The organism is Amycolatopsis sulphurea (assembly GCF_002564045.1).
Classification (GTDB): Bacteria; Actinomycetota; Actinomycetes; order Mycobacteriales; family Pseudonocardiaceae; genus Amycolatopsis; species Amycolatopsis sulphurea.
Window position 1 is genome coordinate 430,613 of sequence record NZ_PDJK01000001.1, and the last position, 16,751, is coordinate 447,363.

Genomic DNA, 16,751 nt, shown 5'->3' on the forward strand with positions numbered 1-16,751 from the left:
CCGCAATGGACGGCGCACCGGCGACGGTCCGGCCGCCTCCGCGAGAAGCCTCCCGCCGGGCCGCGGTCATCGCCCGATCCCCGTGAGCGCCCGCGCCGCCACCACGGCCTTTTCCCGGCCGGACAAGGAAAGCCGCCGATCGAACACCCGGGACGGCTGCTCGTCGATCCGGTCGAGCAGGGTGCGGTAGATCCCCGACATCGCCGTGCAGCAGGCGGCGCTGCGGCGGTCGAGGAACGGCACGAGGCGCAGCCCGCGCGTGTACCAGTCCCGTGCCCGCGCGGCACTGTCGTGGATCAGCGCGGTGAGCCCGCCACCCGGATCGGCCAGGTTCCCGTCCGCGCCGATCGCCAGCTCCACACCGAACCGGTTCAGGTCCTCTTTGGGCAGATACACCCGGCCGTTGCGCAGATCCTCCCGGATGTCGCGCAGAATGTTGGTCTGCTGCAAGGCTATTCCCAACTCGTCGGCGTAGCCGGGGGCGGCCGCGTCCGGGCGGCTGCCGAACACGCCGAGGCACAGCCGCCCGACTGAGCCCGCCACGCAGCGACAGTACTCCACCAGCTCCTCGAACCGCACGTATTCACGGCCGGTCACGTCCATCTCGACCCCGTCGAGCAGCTCCTCGAACGCACCGAGCGGAATCGGGTGGCGGCGGGCCGCGTCGGCGACCGCGACGTACACCGGGTCGGTGCTGGTGGACAGCTCGGCGAGCGATTTCCGGACCTCGGCCAGGCCCTGCAGCTTCGCCTCGGACGACCGCGCGAGGTCGTCGCCGATGTCGTCGATGATCCGGGCGAGCGCGTACACCGCGCACAACGCGGACCGCTTGGCCGGCGGCAGGAGCCGGATGCCGTAATGGAAATTGCGCGCCTGCTCCCGGGTGATCCGCGTGCAGTGCGCGTACGCGTCTTCGACCGTCGTCATCCGGACCGCCTCTCCGTCCTCGCGCTCACCTGGAGCCACCCCAGCCATCCCAGTACCCCCGCGCGGCTCGGGCGGACCGGCCGGCCGAGCACGTCCCCGCGGCTGTCGCGCAAAGCGTCCACCGCCGCGAGCCCGCCGGCGAGGAAGCCGCTCACCGCGAGCCGTCCCCAGCCGGACAGCCGCCCGATCAGCTCCGCGCCGCTGCCCAGCAGGGCGGCTGCGCGGTCGGTCTCCCAGCGCATCAGTTCCTTCAGCCGCGGCGATGCGTGCGCCGCGGCCAGCTCCCGTTCCGCGACCCCGAACGCGGCAAGATCCTCCTGTGGCAGGTAGATCCGCCCGTTGCGGTAGTCCTCGCCGACGTCCTGCCAGTGCTCCACCAGCTGCAGCCCGGTGCAGATCCGGTCGGACAGCCGGGCCGCGGACTCGTCGCGGACGTCCAGAAGCGACAGTACGATCCGGCCCACCGGATCCGCGGAAAGCCGGCAGTACTCGCGCAGCCCGGCGTAATCCGCATAGCGTTTTACGCGCTGGTCCTGCAGATTCGCCTCGATCAGGTGCCGGAACGGGGCCTGCTCGACCCGACCGCCGCGGATCGCCGGGACCAGCGCGCGCAGCGCCGGGTCGGCTGGTTCGGCGCCGGCGAACGTCGCGGACAGCTCCGCGCGGTAGGCCTCCAGCCCGGCGCCGCGCTCGCCCTCGGCTTCGTCCCCCAGATCGTCGACGGTGCGCGCGACGCCGTAGACCGCGACCAGGTCCGCCCGCAGCGGCCGCGGCAGGATCCGCAGCGCGACCGGGAAGTTCTCCGCGTGCCGCTTCGCCCGCAGACCGGCTCCTTCCGGGCTGTGACGGCCAGGTGAAGTGCGTGTCATCGAGGTTAGTCTGGTCCGCCCGGATGGGCGGCTTCTGCAACCGGATGGAGAATTTTGGGGGGTTCGACTTGGCACGAGACGACAAAGTGGGGTGAGGATAGGCGCGTGGACTCGCGGATCGGCAGGCGGTGACGGAGGGAGGGCCGGACGAAATGGGACCTGATCAGGTGACCCGGCTGGACGAGCTGGAAGTCGTCGTGACCCGGCGGCTGCCGGCGATCCTCGACGAGGTGCGCGATCAGCTCGTCGATCAGCACCCGGACTACGCGGAGTTCCTGACCGAGGAACTGGCCGAGATCATCACCGCGAGCGCCGGGTTCGTGCGGCGGCTGATCGCGCTGGCCGCCGAGGAGCCCGAGCAGGATCTGCCGGGGCTCGGCTCCGGTGTGGAGCAGGTGGTGTTCGAGGAGATCGGCCGCACCCAGTACCGGCAGGGCCGCCCGGTGACCAGTCTGCTGTCCGCCTATCGGGTGGGCGCGCGGGTGGCCTGGCGGCACGTCTCGGAGGCGGCGCTGGGGCTGGAGGTGGAGGCCGAGCTGTTCGCCTCGCTGGCCACCACCGTGTTCGCCCTGGTGGACCAGCTTTCCGAATCCTCGCTGCGCGGGTATCTGCTGGAGCAGTCCGACGGCGTGCGGGTCAGGGAACGGCTCCGGGACGAGCTGACCGAGCTGCTGCTGTCCGACCGCGCGGACATGGCCGCCGTCCGGGCCGCCGCGGCCCGCGCCGCCTGGCGGCTGCCGCGCCAGGCCGCGGTGGTGCTGGTGGAGGACGAGAACGAGCTCGGCCGGGAGCTGGTGTCCCGGCTGGACGACACCTGCCTGCGGCTGCGCCGGCCGGGCCTGCTGGTCACCATCGTGCCCGACCCCGGCGGACCCGGGCGGCGCGCGTGGCTGGCCGGGGCGCTGCGCGGGGCGGGCGCGGTGGTCGGTGCCGAGGTCCCGGTGGACCGGCTGCCGGCCAGCCTGCGGATCGCCGAGGTGACCGCCCGGCTGCGCCGCGACCACCTGCTCAGCGACGATCCGGTGTTCGCCGACGAGCACCTCGACGCGGTCATCGTGCACCGCGACGACCGGCTGCTCGACGCGCTGCGCCTGCGGGTGCTGGCCCCGCTCGCGAAGCTGAACGACTCCTCGCGCGCCCGGCTGTCCACCACGCTCACCTCGTGGCTGCTCCATCTGGGTGACCGCAAGGCGGTGGCCGAGGACCTGCACATCCACCCGCAGACCGTGTCCTACCGGCTCGGCCGGCTGCACGAGCTGTTCGGGCCCGCACTCGACGACCCTGCCTCGCGGGCCACCCTGCTGCTCGCCTTGGCCTGGGGCGCGCCCGGGGAGACGGGCGATCCGGCGGAACCGGGAGATCCGGGGTGAGGTCGGGAATAACCCTGATGCCCGGAGAGATTGGCAGAACTAGGTTCGAGAACGTCCGGGCCGGCGTCGCGGGAGGAGGTGCAGTGGACCGGTCAGCTTTCTGCCCCGAAGCGCGTCGCGAGCGCGCGATACGCGCCGGGCACCACGCCGCGCAGCGCGACCGGGACGCGCAGCCACCGCGGCACGTAGTAGTCACCGGGCCGCTCCGCGGCCCGGACCACGGCGGCGGCGACCCGTCCGGCGCTCACCGGCCGGGGCGTACTACGGGTGTAGGGCTTGCCACGGCGGGTGAAGAACTCCGTACGGACCACGCCCGGGACTACCACGCCGACGCCGATCCCGGTGCCGTGGAGTTCGAACCGGAGGCTTTCGGCGAAGGCGTCGAGGCCGGCCTTCGTTGCCGCGTACACCGCTTCGCCCGCGACGCCGGTGCGTCCGGCGATCGAGGTGACGAACACGATCCTGCCACGCCCGCGCGCCAGCATCGCCGGCAGCAGCGCCCTGGTCAGCTCCAGCGGCGCCGTCAGGTTGACCGCCATCAGCCGGGTGAGCCGTTCGGCGGGCAGCTCGGGCAGCGGCCCGGCCCAGCCGAGCCCCGCGTTGTGCACCAGCAGATCCAGCTCCTCGGCGGCGAGCCGCTCTGCGAGCCGGCAGCGCTGCTCCGGATCCGCGAGGTCCGCGGGCAGGGCGGCCCCGCCGGTCTCCGCGGCGAGCGCGCCGAGCCGTTCCCGATCGCGGCCGTGCAGCAGGACGCGCGTACCGCCGGCGGCGAGCAGCCGGGCGGTGGCCGCACCGATCCCGGACGAGGCGCCTGTGACCAGCGCGGTGCCGAACCCGGGCATCAGCCCGCCGGCGCGGCCGTGGGACGGCGGCCCATCCGCAGCACGATGCCCGCCGAACGCAGCGAACGCCGGAACCACCAGAGCGAGCCGAGGATGGTCAGCCCGACCAGGCTGTACGAGCCGGCCGTGCTGACCATGAGGAAGTCGCCGACGGTGGCCTTCGCGAGCAGCAGGAGGGTGACCCCGCCGTTGACCGCGAAGACCAGCGCCCAGAGCAGGGACAGCCGCTGGAAGAACCGCCGCATGCCGGGGTGGCCCGACAGCGTGTCCGGGAACGAGCAGAACTCGCCGGCCAGCCGGGCCAGCAGCGGCTTGTTGAACGGCGCGGAGACCAGGAACAGGCAGGCGACCACGAAGTTCTGCAGCGTGGGCTGCAGGAAGTACAGGAACGTGCTGCCGGTCGCCAGGCCCAGCACGGTCCGCGCGACCAGCAGCCCGGTGGTCAGCAGCAGCACCACGGGCACCGGTTTGCGCAGCACCAGCCGGGTGGTGAGCACGGTCACCGACCAGCACAGGGCGGCGATCACCCCGGAATCGAAACTGACCAGCGTGAGCAGGAGGTAGAACAGGCCGGCCGGGACCAGCGCCGACTCCAGCAGATGCCGGCCCCCGCCGACCACCAGATTGCGGAAAGAAGGCAGGTCGATCGTCAGGTGGTGTCGCATAGGGTCGCTTCTCGTCCTCCGGTACCGGGTCGACCGGGTCCCCTGCCGCGGCCTGCGGGCTGCCAACAGCATAAACACGGCGGATGGGAATGATGTGAGGTGAGGGTGCCATGACCGCTGCCACGGGGGTATCGCTGTTCGTGGCCGTCCCCGCCGCGGTGCTCGGCGCGGTGTGCATGGGGCTCGCGAGCGCCGCCCAGGCCAGGGCCACCAAGGAGGTGGAGGCCGGGGGACCGCTGGACCTCACGCTGTTCCGCCGGCTCGTCGGGCGGCCGCTGTGGCTGATCGGCATCGCGGGCACGGTGCTGGGGCTGGTCCTGCAGCTGGTCGCCCTGGCCTACGGGCCGTTGCTGCTGGTCCAGCCGTTGCTGGTGACCTCGCTGATGTTCGCCGGGTTCGCCTCGGCCCGGCTGGAGCGGCGCCGCCCGGACCGGATGATGACCTTCGGCGCCCTGCTGTGCGTGGCCGGGCTCGCCGGGCTGCTGGTCGTGGCCCGGCCCAGCGGCAACGGCGCCACGCTGGTCACCGGGGCCGCGCTCCTGCCGCTGGGCTTCGTACTGGCCGTGCTCACCCTGCTCGGCCTCGGGTTCGGCGCGTTCAGCCGGTCCGCCTCGCTGCGGGTGCTGGGTCTCGCGGTGGCCACCGGGGTGCTCTACGGCCTGACCGCCGGCCTGATGAAGGTGGTCGCGAACCAGTTCCGGATCGGGGCCGGGGAGCCGTTCCGGCACTGGACGCTGTATCTGGTGTGCGTGATCGGCCCGATCGGGTTCCTGCTCAGCCAGAACACGTTCCAGCAGGGCCGGTTCCTCACCCCGGCGCTGGCCGTCATCACCGCGCTGGATCCGCTGGTCGGGGTCGCGATCGGACTGTCCTGGATGGGCGAATCCGCCAACGGCACCCCGCTCGCGCTGTTCGGCGAGGCCCTCGGCGGGCTGGTCATCGTGATCGGGATCGTGATGCTGTCCACCCGGGCCTCGCACCTGTCGGCCGAACCCGTCGCCGGATCGGGGGAAGCCGCCGAGTCCGAGCACCGCGGACCGGGGCCGGGCTCCGGCGACGGCTACGGTCTCGCCGGATCCAGCTGCTGACGCCGTGTGCTTCCTTCGCCCGCCTTGTGGAGAAGCTGTGAAGGGGCCCTTCACGGAATCAGAGTCCGTGAAGGGCCCCTTCACGGACCTGGACTGGTCATCAGCCGTCCGTTGCTGGGTGAAAGGGGCGCGGTGGAACGCGTACTGATCGTCTCCGCGAACATGGGGCAAGGGCACAACGCCACGGCGCGGGTGCTGGAGAGCGGCGTGCGGGAGCGGTGGCCGGGGGCCACCATCGAGTGGATCGACCTGCTGGACCTGCTCGGTCCCGGGATGGCTCCGCTGCTGCGCCGGCTGTATGTGGCGAACGTGGAGACCACGCCGTGGCTGTACGAGTTCTTCTATCGCGCGATCTGGCGGCTGCCGTGGTTCGCCGCGGTGTCGCGGTGGGTGGTCGGCCAGTGGTGCGGACGGCGGCTCGCCCGGTCGGTCGCGCGGTTCGCGCCCGAGCTGGTGCTCTCCACGTATCCGATGGCGACGGCGGGGCTGGCCTGGTTGCGCCGCAGCGGCCGGCTCTCGGCGCCGATCGGGGCGTGGGTACCGGACTTCGCGCCGCATCCGTTCTGGGTCTACCGCTCGGTCGACCTCACCATGGTGATGCACGAGATCGCGGTGCGGCAGGCGCTGGAATCCTGCCCGGCCGCGCGGGTCGCGGTGTCCGTGCCGCCGGTGCGCGCGGAGTTCCGGCCGGGCGACCGGGCCGCCGCCCGGCAGCGGCTGGGCCTGCCGCCGGACAAGTTCGTGGTGGTGATCTCGTGCGGCTCGCTCGGGTTCGGCGCGGTCGAGGCGGCGGCGCTGGAGCTGCTCGACGCGGACCCGGCGGTGCGGCCGGTGGCCATCTGCGGGCGCAACGAGGCGCTGGCCGAACGGCTGCGCGCCTGGGGCGAGCCGCGGCTGTGCGTCGTCGGCTGGACCGACGAGCCGGAATCGTACGTGCTCGCCTCCGACGTGCTGGTGACCAACAACGGCGGGGTCACCGCGATGGAGGCGCTGGCCTGCGGGCGGCCGGTGCTGATCCACCGTGCGATCGCCGCGCACGGCAAGGCGAGCGCCGAGGTGATGGCCGCCGCCGGGTTCACTCTGCGGTCCGAAAAGGACGGTGAGCTGGCGGCCGTGGTGCGCTCCCTGATCGCCGAGCCCGCCCGGCTGAAGACGATGGTGGAGAACGCGATCCGGCACGGCGAGACGGCCGTTCCGATCGTGACGGCGCTGGAATCGCTCGTCGAGGGCCCGCACAACGGGGCGACCCGGCGGCTGCGCCCGGAAGACGCGTTGTTCGTGCACGCGGCCACGCGCGAGGTGCCGCAACAGGCCGGCGCGGTGCTCCTGTTCGACCCGAAGCCGGACGGCTCCCCGGTGACCCTGGCCGACGCCGAGTATCTGGTCTCCGCGACACCCGGTCTGCACACGCGGCTGCTGCCCGGAACCGGCCTGTGGCGGCCGAAGTGGCAGGAGGCCCGGGCCCGGACCGCGGCCGACGTGCTCGACCACGTCGAAACCGGTCCGGACGCGGATCTGGAAACTTCGGTCACGGAGGCGATGGACGAGTTCTTCTCGGTCGCGGTCACGCCCGAGCACCCGGTCCGCGCCCGGCTCGTCACCGGGATCGAAGGTGGGCAGGGTGCGTTGCTGGTCGCACTGCACCACGCGGCCAGCGACGGCATCGCGGTGATCGCCGCGCTGGTCGGCCGGACGCGGGGCAAGACCGTCCTCGCCCCGCCGTCTCCGGACCGTCGATTTTCCTTACGGGACAACGTTTTCTCCGCTGTACGAAGGCGTGAAGCCGGCGAGCTGGCCCGCGGGATGTGGGCGCTGGCCAAGGCCGGACCCGCGTCCCAGGTGCGCTGGGAGACGCGGATCGACGGCCCGCAGCGGCATTTCGCCCGTGCGCACCTGCACGCGCCGGACGTCCGGGCGGCGGCGCGGCGGATCGGCGTGCCGACCACGGACCTCGTCCTGGCCCTGGTCGCGGAGGCACTGCACCGTGAACTGGGGGAGCGCGCCCCGGCGCGGATGCGGGTGCTGATCCCGATGTCGATCCGGGACACCGGCACGATCCGGCAACCGGGCAACCACACCGGCGCGGCTTCGGTGGACCTGCCGACCGGCGCGATGCCGCTGCCGGACCGGATCCGCCAGACCCGGGAGCTGCTGGCCGCCCAGGTCGGCCGCGGGGCACCGAAGGCGGGTCACGCTGTGGTGCGGGTGCTGGGCATCTTCCCGCCCTGGCTGCACCACCGTCTGGCCCGGCTCGTCTACCGGGGCACCTGGTTCAGCGCGCTGGCCTCGGTGCTGCCCGGCGCGCGTTCACTGGTCGTGCTCAACGGCGCGCGGGTGCGGACGGTGTATCCGGTGCTGTCCCTGGCCCCCGGCGTCCCGGTCGCGATCGGGGTGATGACGTGGGCGGACCGGTTCACGGTGTGCGTGACGGTCCCGGTCGAGCAGGCGGCGCGGGGGGACCGGCTGGCCGGTGGGGTGGTGGAGGCGTTCAGCCGGGTGCCCAGGTGAGTTTTCGTTCGGTGGCTCGTCCCGCCGCCCGGGCTCGGGGTTCGGGTTCGGGTGCTGTGAAGGCCAATTCCCGGGCAGACTTGGCGGACTGTCCACAATGGTCTCGCGCCGAGGATGGCGCGGACGTGCGACGGGCACGGGCTCGATCCGGCCGGTCTCCGCGCCGTCTGGCCGGGCAGGCTCAGGCGGTTTCCCGCTTCGGCAGTTTCCAGCCGGGCCGGGGGAAGTGGCAGGTGTAGCCCCGCGGGTAGCGCTGGAGGTAGTCCTGGTGCTCCGGCTCGGCCTCCCAGAAGGCGCCCGCCGGGGTCAGTTCGGTGACGACCTTGCCGGGCCAGAGCCCGGACGCGTCGACGTCGGCGATGGTGTCCTCGGCGATCTTCTTCTGCTCTTCGGTGGTGTAGAAGATCGCCGACCGGTAGCTGGGGCCGAGGTCGTTGCCCTGCCGGTCTTTAGTGCTCGGGTCGTGCACCTGGAAGAAGAACTCCAGCAGCGCACGGAAATCGGTGCGCTCCGGGTCGTAGGTGACTTCGATCGCCTCGGCGTGCGAGCCGTGGTTGCGGTAGGTGGCGTTCGGCGTGTCGCCCCCGCTGTAGCCGACCCGGGTGGCGGTGACGCCGGGCTGGTGGCGGAACAGCTCCTCCATCCCCCAGAAACATCCGCCGGCCAGCAGCGCCTTCTCGGTCGCCATGATCGTCTCCTGTTCGGATCGGACTGCAACTACGTCGGGTACGACAGTATCCCGTCCGGGTCTATTCCTGGGGGCCGAGCGCAGGGTCCCGGCAAAGTTGGTCGAGGCCCCGTGATCAACAGAGTGAGCCGTGGCTGCCGCGTCATCATCGACGGCGCCTGCCCTCTTCGTCGATCACGCCCGGCAGCAGGCGTAGCGGAGGTGTTCGACGTGCGCGACCACCTCGTGGTGTGCGCCGGACCTGTCCCGGATCTGTGAAGGGGCCCTTCACGGACTCACAGACCTCCACGGACCTTCACGGACCTTCACAGACCTCCGCGGTCTGCGCAGGGCCCCTCACACCGACTTTGCCGACACCCTGGGGGCCGAGCGGGTCCGGCTGTCGGCTCAAGCGACCCCCTCCACGCCGCGGCGGGCGGCGCGGGCACTCCACCGGCCGTTGTGCTGCGCGGCGAGCGCGGCGGCCTCCGCCTCGATGGCGATCCGCGCTTCGAGCACGGAGACGATCGAAGCGCGGCGCAGCACGGCGTCCCATTCCTCGGGCACGTCCAGCGCGGTCACGAACACGCCTGCGCCCTGCCGGGAATCGAGCACACCCTTGCCCGCCGGATCGCTTCGTGCTGCGTCGAGCGGCCGATGCTGAGTTGTGCGGCTGGCGTGGTCTCGCTGGGCGGCTTGTGCCTGAGCGGCCATTTGCCCGCTGGCTCGCGGATCGCTTCGCGCAGCGTCGAGCGGCCGACGCCGAGTTGGGCGGCCGACGTGGTCTCGCCGGGCAGCTTGTGCCCGAGCGGCCATTCGCCCGCCCGCACCCGGGCCAACAGATGCTCGGCAGCCTGCGCGGCGAGCGGGTGCCGGTGGACCGCGGAGGACATGCCGGCGAGCCTGCTCCTCAGCTTGTCCGAGGAGTTCAGCGCAGTGCCCGGCTCCGCCAGAGCAGCCACCCGAAGTACGGCGCGCCGATCAGTGCGGTCACCAGTCCCGCGGCCACCTGCGACGGCGCGAGCACGGTGCGGCCCAGCGTGTCGGCGACGCTCACCAGGACCGCGCCGAGTGCGGCGGCCACCGGCAGGACCCGGGCGTGCCGCGACCCCACGAGCGCTCGCGCCGCGTGCGGGGCGACCAGGCCGACGAACCCGAGCGCACCCACGGCGCACGCCGCGGCCGCGGTCAGCAGCGCCGCCAGCGTGACCAAGCCGAGCCGCGCCCGTTCCATCGGCACGCCCAGCACCCGCGGCACATCTTCGTCGAGCGCGAGCAGATCCAGCGTCCGCGATCCGGACAGGGCCAGCGGCACCGCCAGCAGCAGGTACAGCGCGACCGGCACGATCTGCCCGAGTTCCCGGCCGTAGGTCGACCCGGAGAGCCAGGCGAGCGCGAGATTCGTGTTCCACGGCGAGCCAAGTACCGCGATCATCGTGGTGATCGCGGTAGCTGCGGTGCTCATCCCGATGCCGATGAGCACGAGCCGTTCCGAGGACGCCCGTCGTCCCGCCGCGAGCCGGTACACCAGTGCGAAGGTCAGCAGCGCCGCCGTGGTGGCCGCACCCATCACCGGCCAGATCCCGACGCCCGGTACCAGGAGCACGACGGAGATCGCGCCGACGCTCGCCCCTGGGGTGACCCCCAGCAGTCCCGGTTCGGCGAGCGGGTTCCGGGCGACCGCTTGCACGATCGCGCCCGCGACGGCGAGCGCCGCTCCGCCGAGCAGCGCGGCCAGCACCCGTGGCCAGCGCAGGTCCAGGACGAAGCTCACCTCGGTGCCGGAAAGCCCGCGCCACCAGTTCACCACGTCACCGAGCAGCACGAGCCGATCGCCGAGCAGCAGCGCCGCGACGAACGCACCGGCCACCGCGATCGCGAGCACGATCCCGGTCGCCGCGACCCAGCGGCCCGAGCGGACAGTGCCGTGCGCGCTCGGCGCGCCGGCGTCGCCGGTGAGCCGGCGACGGGCCAGCCACACCAGCACGATGCCGCCGGCCAGCGAGGTGACCACGCCGGTCGGTACCGCGGTCGCGAGGTCCGCCGGGACCAGGGCGCGCAGCAGCACGTCCGCGGTGACCACGACGAGTGCGCCGGCCAGCCCAGCGAGCGGTAGCAGCAGCGGATGCCGCCCGAGCCCGGGCACGCGGTCGGCGACGAGCCGCGCGATCACCGGTGCGCACAGCCCGGCGAACCCGATCGGCCCGGCGACGGTCACCGAGATCGCCGCGAGCAGCACCGCGAGCGTGACCGCGACGAGACGAGTGCGGGCCACGTCGATGCCCAGCACGCGGGCCTGGTCGTCGCCGAGCCCGAGCACGTCGAGCCGGCGCGCCAGCAGCAGCGTGCCGAGCACCGCGACCGCGATCACCGGCGCCGCAAGCGAAACCTGCCGCAGTCCGGATTGGACGGTCGTGCCGCTGCCCCAGGCGAACAGTCCGGTCGTCTTCTGCTGGAACAGCATCAGCAGCACCGAGGTGAGCGCGTTGAGTGCGAGCGCGATCGCCGAACCCGCGAGCACCAGCCGGGCCGGGCTGCCCCCGCCGCCCCGTGCCACGAGCAGCACGAGCCCCGCCGCCGCCAGGCCGCCGAGGAAGGCGACCGAGCCGTTGAAGTAGAACGGCAGGGAGACGCCGAACGCGGAGACCGCGACCACCGTGACGTACGAACCCGCGTTGACCGCCAGCGTGTCCGGCGAGGTTAGCGGGTTGCGTGCGACGGATTGCAGGACACAGCCGGAAAACCCGAGCGCCAGCCCGACCAGCAGCGCGGCGGCGAGCCGGGGCAGGCGGCTCGCCACCAGCACTGCCACGGCCTGCGCGCGTTCGTCGCCGCCCGAGCCGGGCAGGATCGCGCGCAGCAGCTCGCCGACGCCGATCTGCGAGGTGCCCTGCAGTAAGTGCACTGTGGACAGTACGACCAGCGCGACGATCCCGGCCGTGAACACCACCGGCGCGCCCAGGCGGAGCCGAGCGGGCGCCGCGGGCTTTTCCGGCGACTGCAGCGAAACAGTCATCAGGACAGTGCGTCGACGACCGCATCCACATACGCGGACGCCGACTTCGGGCCACCGAACATCCAGATACCGTCCGGAATCCGGTGCACGTGCCCGGCCTTCACGAACGCCTGCTGCTTCCACACCGCGTTGTCCGCGAGGTCCATTTTGAACACGTCGCCTTCGCTGTCGCTGGCCGCGTACACGAACGTCGTCGCCGGGTCGGTGATCTTGGTCAGGCCCTCGACGTCGGTGGAGGCCAGGCCGTAGGTCTTGTCACCGCCGCCGGTCCACTGGTTGGCCAGCCCGAGTTCCTTCGCCACCCCGCCGAGGAACGAACCCGGCGTGTACATGCGGACGGTGACGGTGCCGGAGGTCGCATAGCCGTCCGCCATAGTGAACGGCGCCCCGGTCTTGCCCGCCTTGGCGAGCCTGTCCTTCCCGCCGGCCACCTTCGCGTCGAAGTCGGCCAGCAGTTTCCCGCCCTGCTGCTGCGTTCCGGTCGCCTCGGCCAGTGTGGTCACGGTGCGGCGCAGGTAGCCGATCGGATCCGCCGCGTCCGAGCCCTTCAGCGCGAGCACCGGCACCTTTCCGGCGATCTGCGCGATCACGCTCTCCGGCAGGTCGGTGGTGGTGACCACCAGGTCCGGGTGCAGCGCGACGATCGCGTCGGTGCTCGGCTCGCCGCGGGTGCCCACGTCCGGAGTGGACTCGGGCAGCGGGGCGACCTTGTCGTAGACGTTGTAGTTCTTCACGTCGGCCGCGCCGATCGGTTGCACGCCCAGTGCCAGCAGGTTCTCGGTCAGGCCCCATTCCAGGGAGACCACCTTCGCCGCGGGCGCGGGCAGGCGCACCTGCCCGCGTTCGTCGGTGACGGTGACCGGGCCGGACGGTTTCGCGGCGGTGGTGGCCGCGGCGTCCGCCGGGGCCTCGGTGGTGCCGCAGGCCGAGGCGAACAGCACGGCCAGCGCGGCCGCGGCGGCCTTCACGAGCGGCCTGCGGGGGGAACGGGGATGTGGGGACACGGATCTTCCTTCTTCCGGTGGGGGGAGCGCGTTCAGGCGGAGCGGGCCGTACGGGTCCGGGTGGTGTGCCTGCCGATCGGCCGGGTGCGCACGTGCCCGCTCTCGTCCGGGTACACCTCGATGCGCAGGCCGTAGACCTCGGTGAGCAGCTCCGGGGTGAGCACCTCGTCCGGGCGGCCGTCGGCCCGCACGACGCCGCGGGAGAGCAGCACGATCCGGTCGGCGACGGCGGCTGCCTGGTCGAGATCGTGCAGTACCACGCCGACCGCGACGCCGTGTTCGTCGGCGAGGTCGCGGACCAGGTCGAGGGTCTCGATCTGGTAGCGCAGGTCCAGGAAGGTGGTCGGCTCGTCGAGCAGCATCACGCCGGTGTCCTGCGCGAAGCAGGTGGCGAGCCAGACCCGCTGCAGTTCCCCTCCGGAAAGCTCGCCGACCGGCCGGGCGGCCATCGCGGCGACGCCGGTGAGCCGCATCGCCCGCGCCACCACCGCGGGTCCCTCCGGATCGCCGGAGCCGAAGCGGCCGCGGTGCGGATGCCGGCCGTAGCCGACCACGTCGCGCACGCGCACCCCGCCGGGGGTGGGCCGGGACTGGGTCAGCATGCTCACGCGCCGGGCGAACTCCTTGGCGGACAAGGCACGCGCGTCGACCTCGGCGTCGCCGGAGCCCGGCACGGTGACCGAGCCCGACTCCGGCCGGTGCAGCCGGGCCAGCGCGCGCAGCAGGGTGGACTTGCCCGATCCGTTCGGGCCGATGAGGACGGTGACCGCGCCGGGACGCAGGGCGACCCCCGCGTCCCGTACCACCGGATCCGCGCCGTACCCGAGGGTCAGGGCGGTACCGGTGAGCGTCGGTGCGTCCGGCCGGGGAAGCGACATGAAGGTTAGCCTAACCTGACAGTTCCGGTTTGTGCAGTCCGCGCGGCCGTCGGTGGCGCAGCTCACCGGGGACCGGTTTGTACCGGCTGGCGGCGGGCGGCGCACCAGGATGTGAAACGCCTTGGCCGCGTCCGATTCCCGTCCTAGCTTCGGAACCCGACAGGAACCGACCGGACGAGGGGAGCCGGTGCGTGGCCATTGGCGAACTCGCGACGACTCCGCCGATCGGGCCGGGCTGGCTCGTCGCCCGGATCGGCGAGCGCACCGCGCGTGGCGTGGCGAGCACGGTCTCCGGCCTGATCCGCGATGGTCAGGTGCCGCCCGGCACGCGGCTGCCCACCGTGCGGGCGCTCGCCGCGGAGCTTTCGGTCAGCCCCACGACCATTGCCGAGGCGTGGTCGCAGCTGCGCACCGCGGGCCTGATCGGCACCGGCCGACGCCGGGGCACGATCGTGCTCGAACCCCCGGCCGCCCCGGCGCCCGGCGGAGTGTTCTCCGGATGGCCGGCCGTGGATCTGGAACACGGGCTGCCCGATCCGGTCCTGCTGCCCCCGCTGGAGGACGCCGTGGCCGCCGGGGTGCGCACCGAACGTCCCGGCGGCCACGACGTGCTCACCGCCCGGCTGCGGTCCGCGGTCCGCTCGGACTGGCCTTTCCCGGCCGAGTCATGGACGATCGCGGCCGGCGGGCACGACGGGATGCTGCTGGCCTGCCAGGCCGTGGCGCGCCCCGGGGATACCGTCGCGCTCGAAACGCCGACCGCCCCGTGGCTGCTGGACCTTCTCCGCAACTCCCGGATCCACGTCGTCGGCGTGCCCTGCGACGACGACGGCCCACAGCCCGCCGCACTGGCCGCCGTGCTCGCCACACACCGCCCGGTCGCGTTCATCTACCAGACCCGCGCGCAAATCCCGCTCGGGCATTCGGTGCCGCCACAGCGCATCGCCGACCTCGCCGCAGTCCTGTCCGAAGAGGACCTCGCCGTAATCGAGGACGACGATCTCGGCCCGCTGGCCACCGCACCCCCAGTCAGCCTCGGCGCGCACCTGCCCGGCCGGGTGCTGCACGTACGCTCGTACTGCACCGCGTTCGGCCCGGAGCTGCGCAGCTGCGTGCTCGGCGGCCCGGCCACACTGATCGACCAGGTGCGCCGGCATCGCGGCCCCGGCTGGTCGAGCCGCATCCTGCAGAACGCGCAGGCGTTCCTGCTCACCGATCCGGGCACCGCCGTCCTGCTCCACCGCGCCGCCCACCGCTACGCCCAGCGCCGCACCGCTCTGTCGGATGCCTTGCGCGAACAGGGCATTCCCGCCTTCGGCCGAGACGGTCTCGGGCTGTGGATCCCGGTCGCCGAGGAGTCCCGCACCCTGATCGCCTTGGCGGCCAAGGGCATTTCGGCCGGCGAGGGCCGGCGATGTTATCCGGCTTCAGGTCCGCCGCATCTGCGCGTGGCGACCGGGCAGCTTCCGGACGACCCGGCGCTGGTGGCGGATCTGGCCCGGATGATCGGGCGTGCCGTGCACCGGGGCCGGATTTCCAGCGTGGAGTGACGCTGCGGAGTGACATTGTGGAATTACACTGTGGACTGACGCTGTGGACTCCGGCTCAGCCCTGCGTATCGAACAACGCCCAATCCAGGAACGGATTACGGAACTTCCCCGCCGGATCGAGCCGCCCGGCCAGCTCCCGGAACTTCGGCAATCCACGGTGCCCCGGTTCGAGCGGCTTGCCGTGCACCAGCTTGCCCCAGTGCGCGCGGACGGCGAACGGGGCGAGTCGTTCCTCCATCAGCGGCAGCAGGGCTTCGACTTCCGGCTGTCGGGGGCGCCAGGTGAAGTGCAGGGCCACGCGGTCGCTGCGGTAGCCGGGGCTCAGCCACAGGTCGTCGGCGGCCAGGGTGCGGATTTCCGAGACCAGTGCGAGTTCCGCGATCCGGTCGCCGATTCCGCGCAGGGCCTCGAAAACGGCTGCGGCGGATGCCCGGGGGACGAAGTATTCGCTCTGCAGTTCCGCGCCGACGCTCGGGGCGAAGCCGACGCGGAAATGGGGCAGCCGGTCATACCACGGGCCGGGTACGCCGCCTTGCACGGTGGTGTTCTCCGCGGATATGCCCGCGGCGTGTGCCGGGTGCCGGGGTCCGTCGGCGGGGACGGCGCCGAAGAGGGTGCGGGGTACTTCGGCGGGCACGCGGTTCTTCAGTACCACCTGGTCGACGACGTCGCGTGCCCAGTTGGTGAACATGCTGACGCTGTACCCGGCCGCCTGGATCTCGTCGAAATGCTCGATCGCGGCCTGCCACGGAAGCGCGTCGAACGCGTCTTGCCTTACCTGGAACGCCGGTTCCAGGTCGAGTGTGAGCCGGGTGAGCACGCCGAGCGCGCCAGCGTTCACGACCAGGCCGGGGAAGACGTCCGGGTCGCCGGTACGGCTGAACGTGCGCAGCTCGCCGTCCGCGGTGAGCAGTTCGACCGCGGACACCGCGGAGGCGAGACCGGGCTGGTGCTGCCCGGAGCCGTGCGTACCGGTCGCGACGCTGCCCGCCACCGTGATGTGCGGCAGGGACGCGAGGTTCGCCAGCGCGAAGCCCGCTTCGTCGAGTTGCTTCACCACATCGCCGTAGCGGACCCCGCCGCCGAGGGTGACGCTGGCGGCGGCCGGATCGATCGTCGTGGGCACGTCGAGCGCGCTCAGGTCGAGCTGGAGGCCGTCCGGGCTGTCGGCCACTGCGTTGAAGGAGTGCCGGCTGCCGAGCGCCTTGACCCGGGGAGCCCGCGCGACCAGTTCCCGGGCCTCTTCGACGGTGCGTGGAGTGCGGATCTCGCGGGCCCGGTAGGTGAGGTTCCCGGCCCAGTTCGTCCGGGTGGCACGCGCGTCGTCGATCACGAGAGCCGAGCTTACTGTGCCGATCATTACCAAT

General features: G+C 72.5%; 15 protein-coding genes. 4 read left to right on the forward strand and 11 right to left on the reverse strand.

From position 1 onward, the window contains the following. Positions 1-66: 66 nt before the first annotated feature. Both hpnD and hpnC read right to left on the reverse strand, forming a co-directional pair. Entirely contained in the window at positions 67-927 is an 861-nt protein-coding gene (hpnD, locus tag ATK36_RS01970) for a presqualene diphosphate synthase HpnD (RefSeq protein WP_170069545.1), read from the reverse strand. Continuing rightward, the gene (hpnC, locus tag ATK36_RS01975; RefSeq protein ID WP_098509557.1) at positions 924-1,796 is read right to left on the reverse strand and encodes a squalene synthase HpnC; all 873 of its coding nucleotides are present in this window, start codon (positions 1,794-1,796) and stop codon (positions 924-926) included. Before hpnC ends, hpnD begins: the two co-directional genes overlap by 4 nt. 152 nt (positions 1,797-1,948) lie before the next feature. Between hpnC and ATK36_RS01980 the strand changes: the two genes are divergently transcribed. Next, on the forward strand, positions 1,949-3,166 hold the full coding sequence (locus ATK36_RS01980; RefSeq protein WP_098509558.1) for a PucR family transcriptional regulator: 1,218 nt from the start codon (positions 1,949-1,951) through the stop codon (positions 3,164-3,166). Between the two features lie 92 nt (positions 3,167-3,258). Here ATK36_RS01980 and ATK36_RS01985 read toward each other — a convergent pair whose 3' ends face one another. Then, entirely contained in the window at positions 3,259-4,008 is a 750-nt protein-coding gene (locus tag ATK36_RS01985) for an SDR family NAD(P)-dependent oxidoreductase (RefSeq protein ID WP_098509559.1), read from the reverse strand. Then, positions 4,008-4,673, reverse strand: a complete 666-nt coding sequence (locus ATK36_RS01990) for a VC0807 family protein (protein WP_098509560.1) — start codon at positions 4,671-4,673, stop codon at positions 4,008-4,010. Before ATK36_RS01990 ends, ATK36_RS01985 begins: the two co-directional genes overlap by 1 nt. A gap of 110 nt (positions 4,674-4,783) precedes the next feature. Here ATK36_RS01990 and ATK36_RS01995 point away from each other — a divergent pair, with 110 nt between their 5' ends. Together ATK36_RS01995 and ATK36_RS02000 are read left to right on the forward strand one after the other, a co-directional pair. Next, entirely contained in the window at positions 4,784-5,761 is a 978-nt protein-coding gene (locus ATK36_RS01995) for a DMT family transporter (protein ID WP_170069546.1), read from the forward strand. A 132-nt stretch (positions 5,762-5,893) separates the two neighbouring features. Beyond that, positions 5,894-8,269: an MGDG synthase family glycosyltransferase gene (locus tag ATK36_RS02000; protein WP_211291759.1), complete on the forward strand. Its 2,376-nt coding sequence runs from the start codon at positions 5,894-5,896 to the stop codon at positions 8,267-8,269. Positions 8,270-8,450: 181 nt separating this feature from the next. Here the strand turns inward: ATK36_RS02000 and msrA are convergent, their stop codons facing one another. The 6 genes from msrA to ATK36_RS02025 all read right to left on the reverse strand — a co-directional run bounded on the left by msrA (position 8,451) and on the right by ATK36_RS02025 (position 13,834). Further along, positions 8,451-8,957: a peptide-methionine (S)-S-oxide reductase MsrA gene (gene msrA / locus ATK36_RS02005; protein WP_098509561.1), complete on the reverse strand. Its 507-nt coding sequence runs from the start codon at positions 8,955-8,957 to the stop codon at positions 8,451-8,453. A gap of 387 nt (positions 8,958-9,344) precedes the next feature. Continuing rightward, positions 9,345-9,518, reverse strand: coding sequence for a hypothetical protein (locus tag ATK36_RS33165; protein WP_245914181.1), 174 nt, complete (start codon positions 9,516-9,518; stop codon positions 9,345-9,347). Next, the gene (locus ATK36_RS02010; RefSeq protein ID WP_245914189.1) at positions 9,515-9,898 is read right to left on the reverse strand and encodes a GntR family transcriptional regulator; all 384 of its coding nucleotides are present in this window, start codon (positions 9,896-9,898) and stop codon (positions 9,515-9,517) included. Before ATK36_RS02010 ends, ATK36_RS33165 begins: the two co-directional genes overlap by 4 nt. Then, the gene (locus tag ATK36_RS02015; protein WP_098509562.1) at positions 9,865-11,952 is read right to left on the reverse strand and encodes an iron ABC transporter permease; all 2,088 of its coding nucleotides are present in this window, start codon (positions 11,950-11,952) and stop codon (positions 9,865-9,867) included. Before ATK36_RS02015 ends, ATK36_RS02010 begins: the two co-directional genes overlap by 34 nt. Then, positions 11,952-12,956 (reverse strand): ABC transporter substrate-binding protein, encoded by a 1,005-nt coding sequence (locus ATK36_RS02020; protein ID WP_098509563.1) that lies wholly within the window; start codon positions 12,954-12,956, stop codon positions 11,952-11,954. The genes ATK36_RS02015 and ATK36_RS02020 overlap by 1 nt, the downstream gene beginning before the upstream one ends. A gap of 32 nt (positions 12,957-12,988) precedes the next feature. Continuing rightward, a complete protein-coding gene (locus ATK36_RS02025) occupies positions 12,989-13,834 on the reverse strand; it encodes an ABC transporter ATP-binding protein (RefSeq protein ID WP_098509564.1) in 846 nt (281 codons plus the stop codon). A 191-nt stretch (positions 13,835-14,025) separates the two neighbouring features. Here ATK36_RS02025 and ATK36_RS02030 point away from each other — a divergent pair, with 191 nt between their 5' ends. Beyond that, on the forward strand, positions 14,026-15,384 hold the full coding sequence (locus tag ATK36_RS02030) for an aminotransferase class I/II-fold pyridoxal phosphate-dependent enzyme (RefSeq protein ID WP_170069547.1): 1,359 nt from the start codon (positions 14,026-14,028) through the stop codon (positions 15,382-15,384). Positions 15,385-15,439: 55 nt separating this feature from the next. Here the strand turns inward: ATK36_RS02030 and ATK36_RS02035 are convergent, their stop codons facing one another. After that, the gene (locus ATK36_RS02035; protein WP_281258987.1) at positions 15,440-16,717 is read right to left on the reverse strand and encodes an FAD-binding protein; all 1,278 of its coding nucleotides are present in this window, start codon (positions 16,715-16,717) and stop codon (positions 15,440-15,442) included. Positions 16,718-16,751 lie beyond the last annotated feature (34 nt).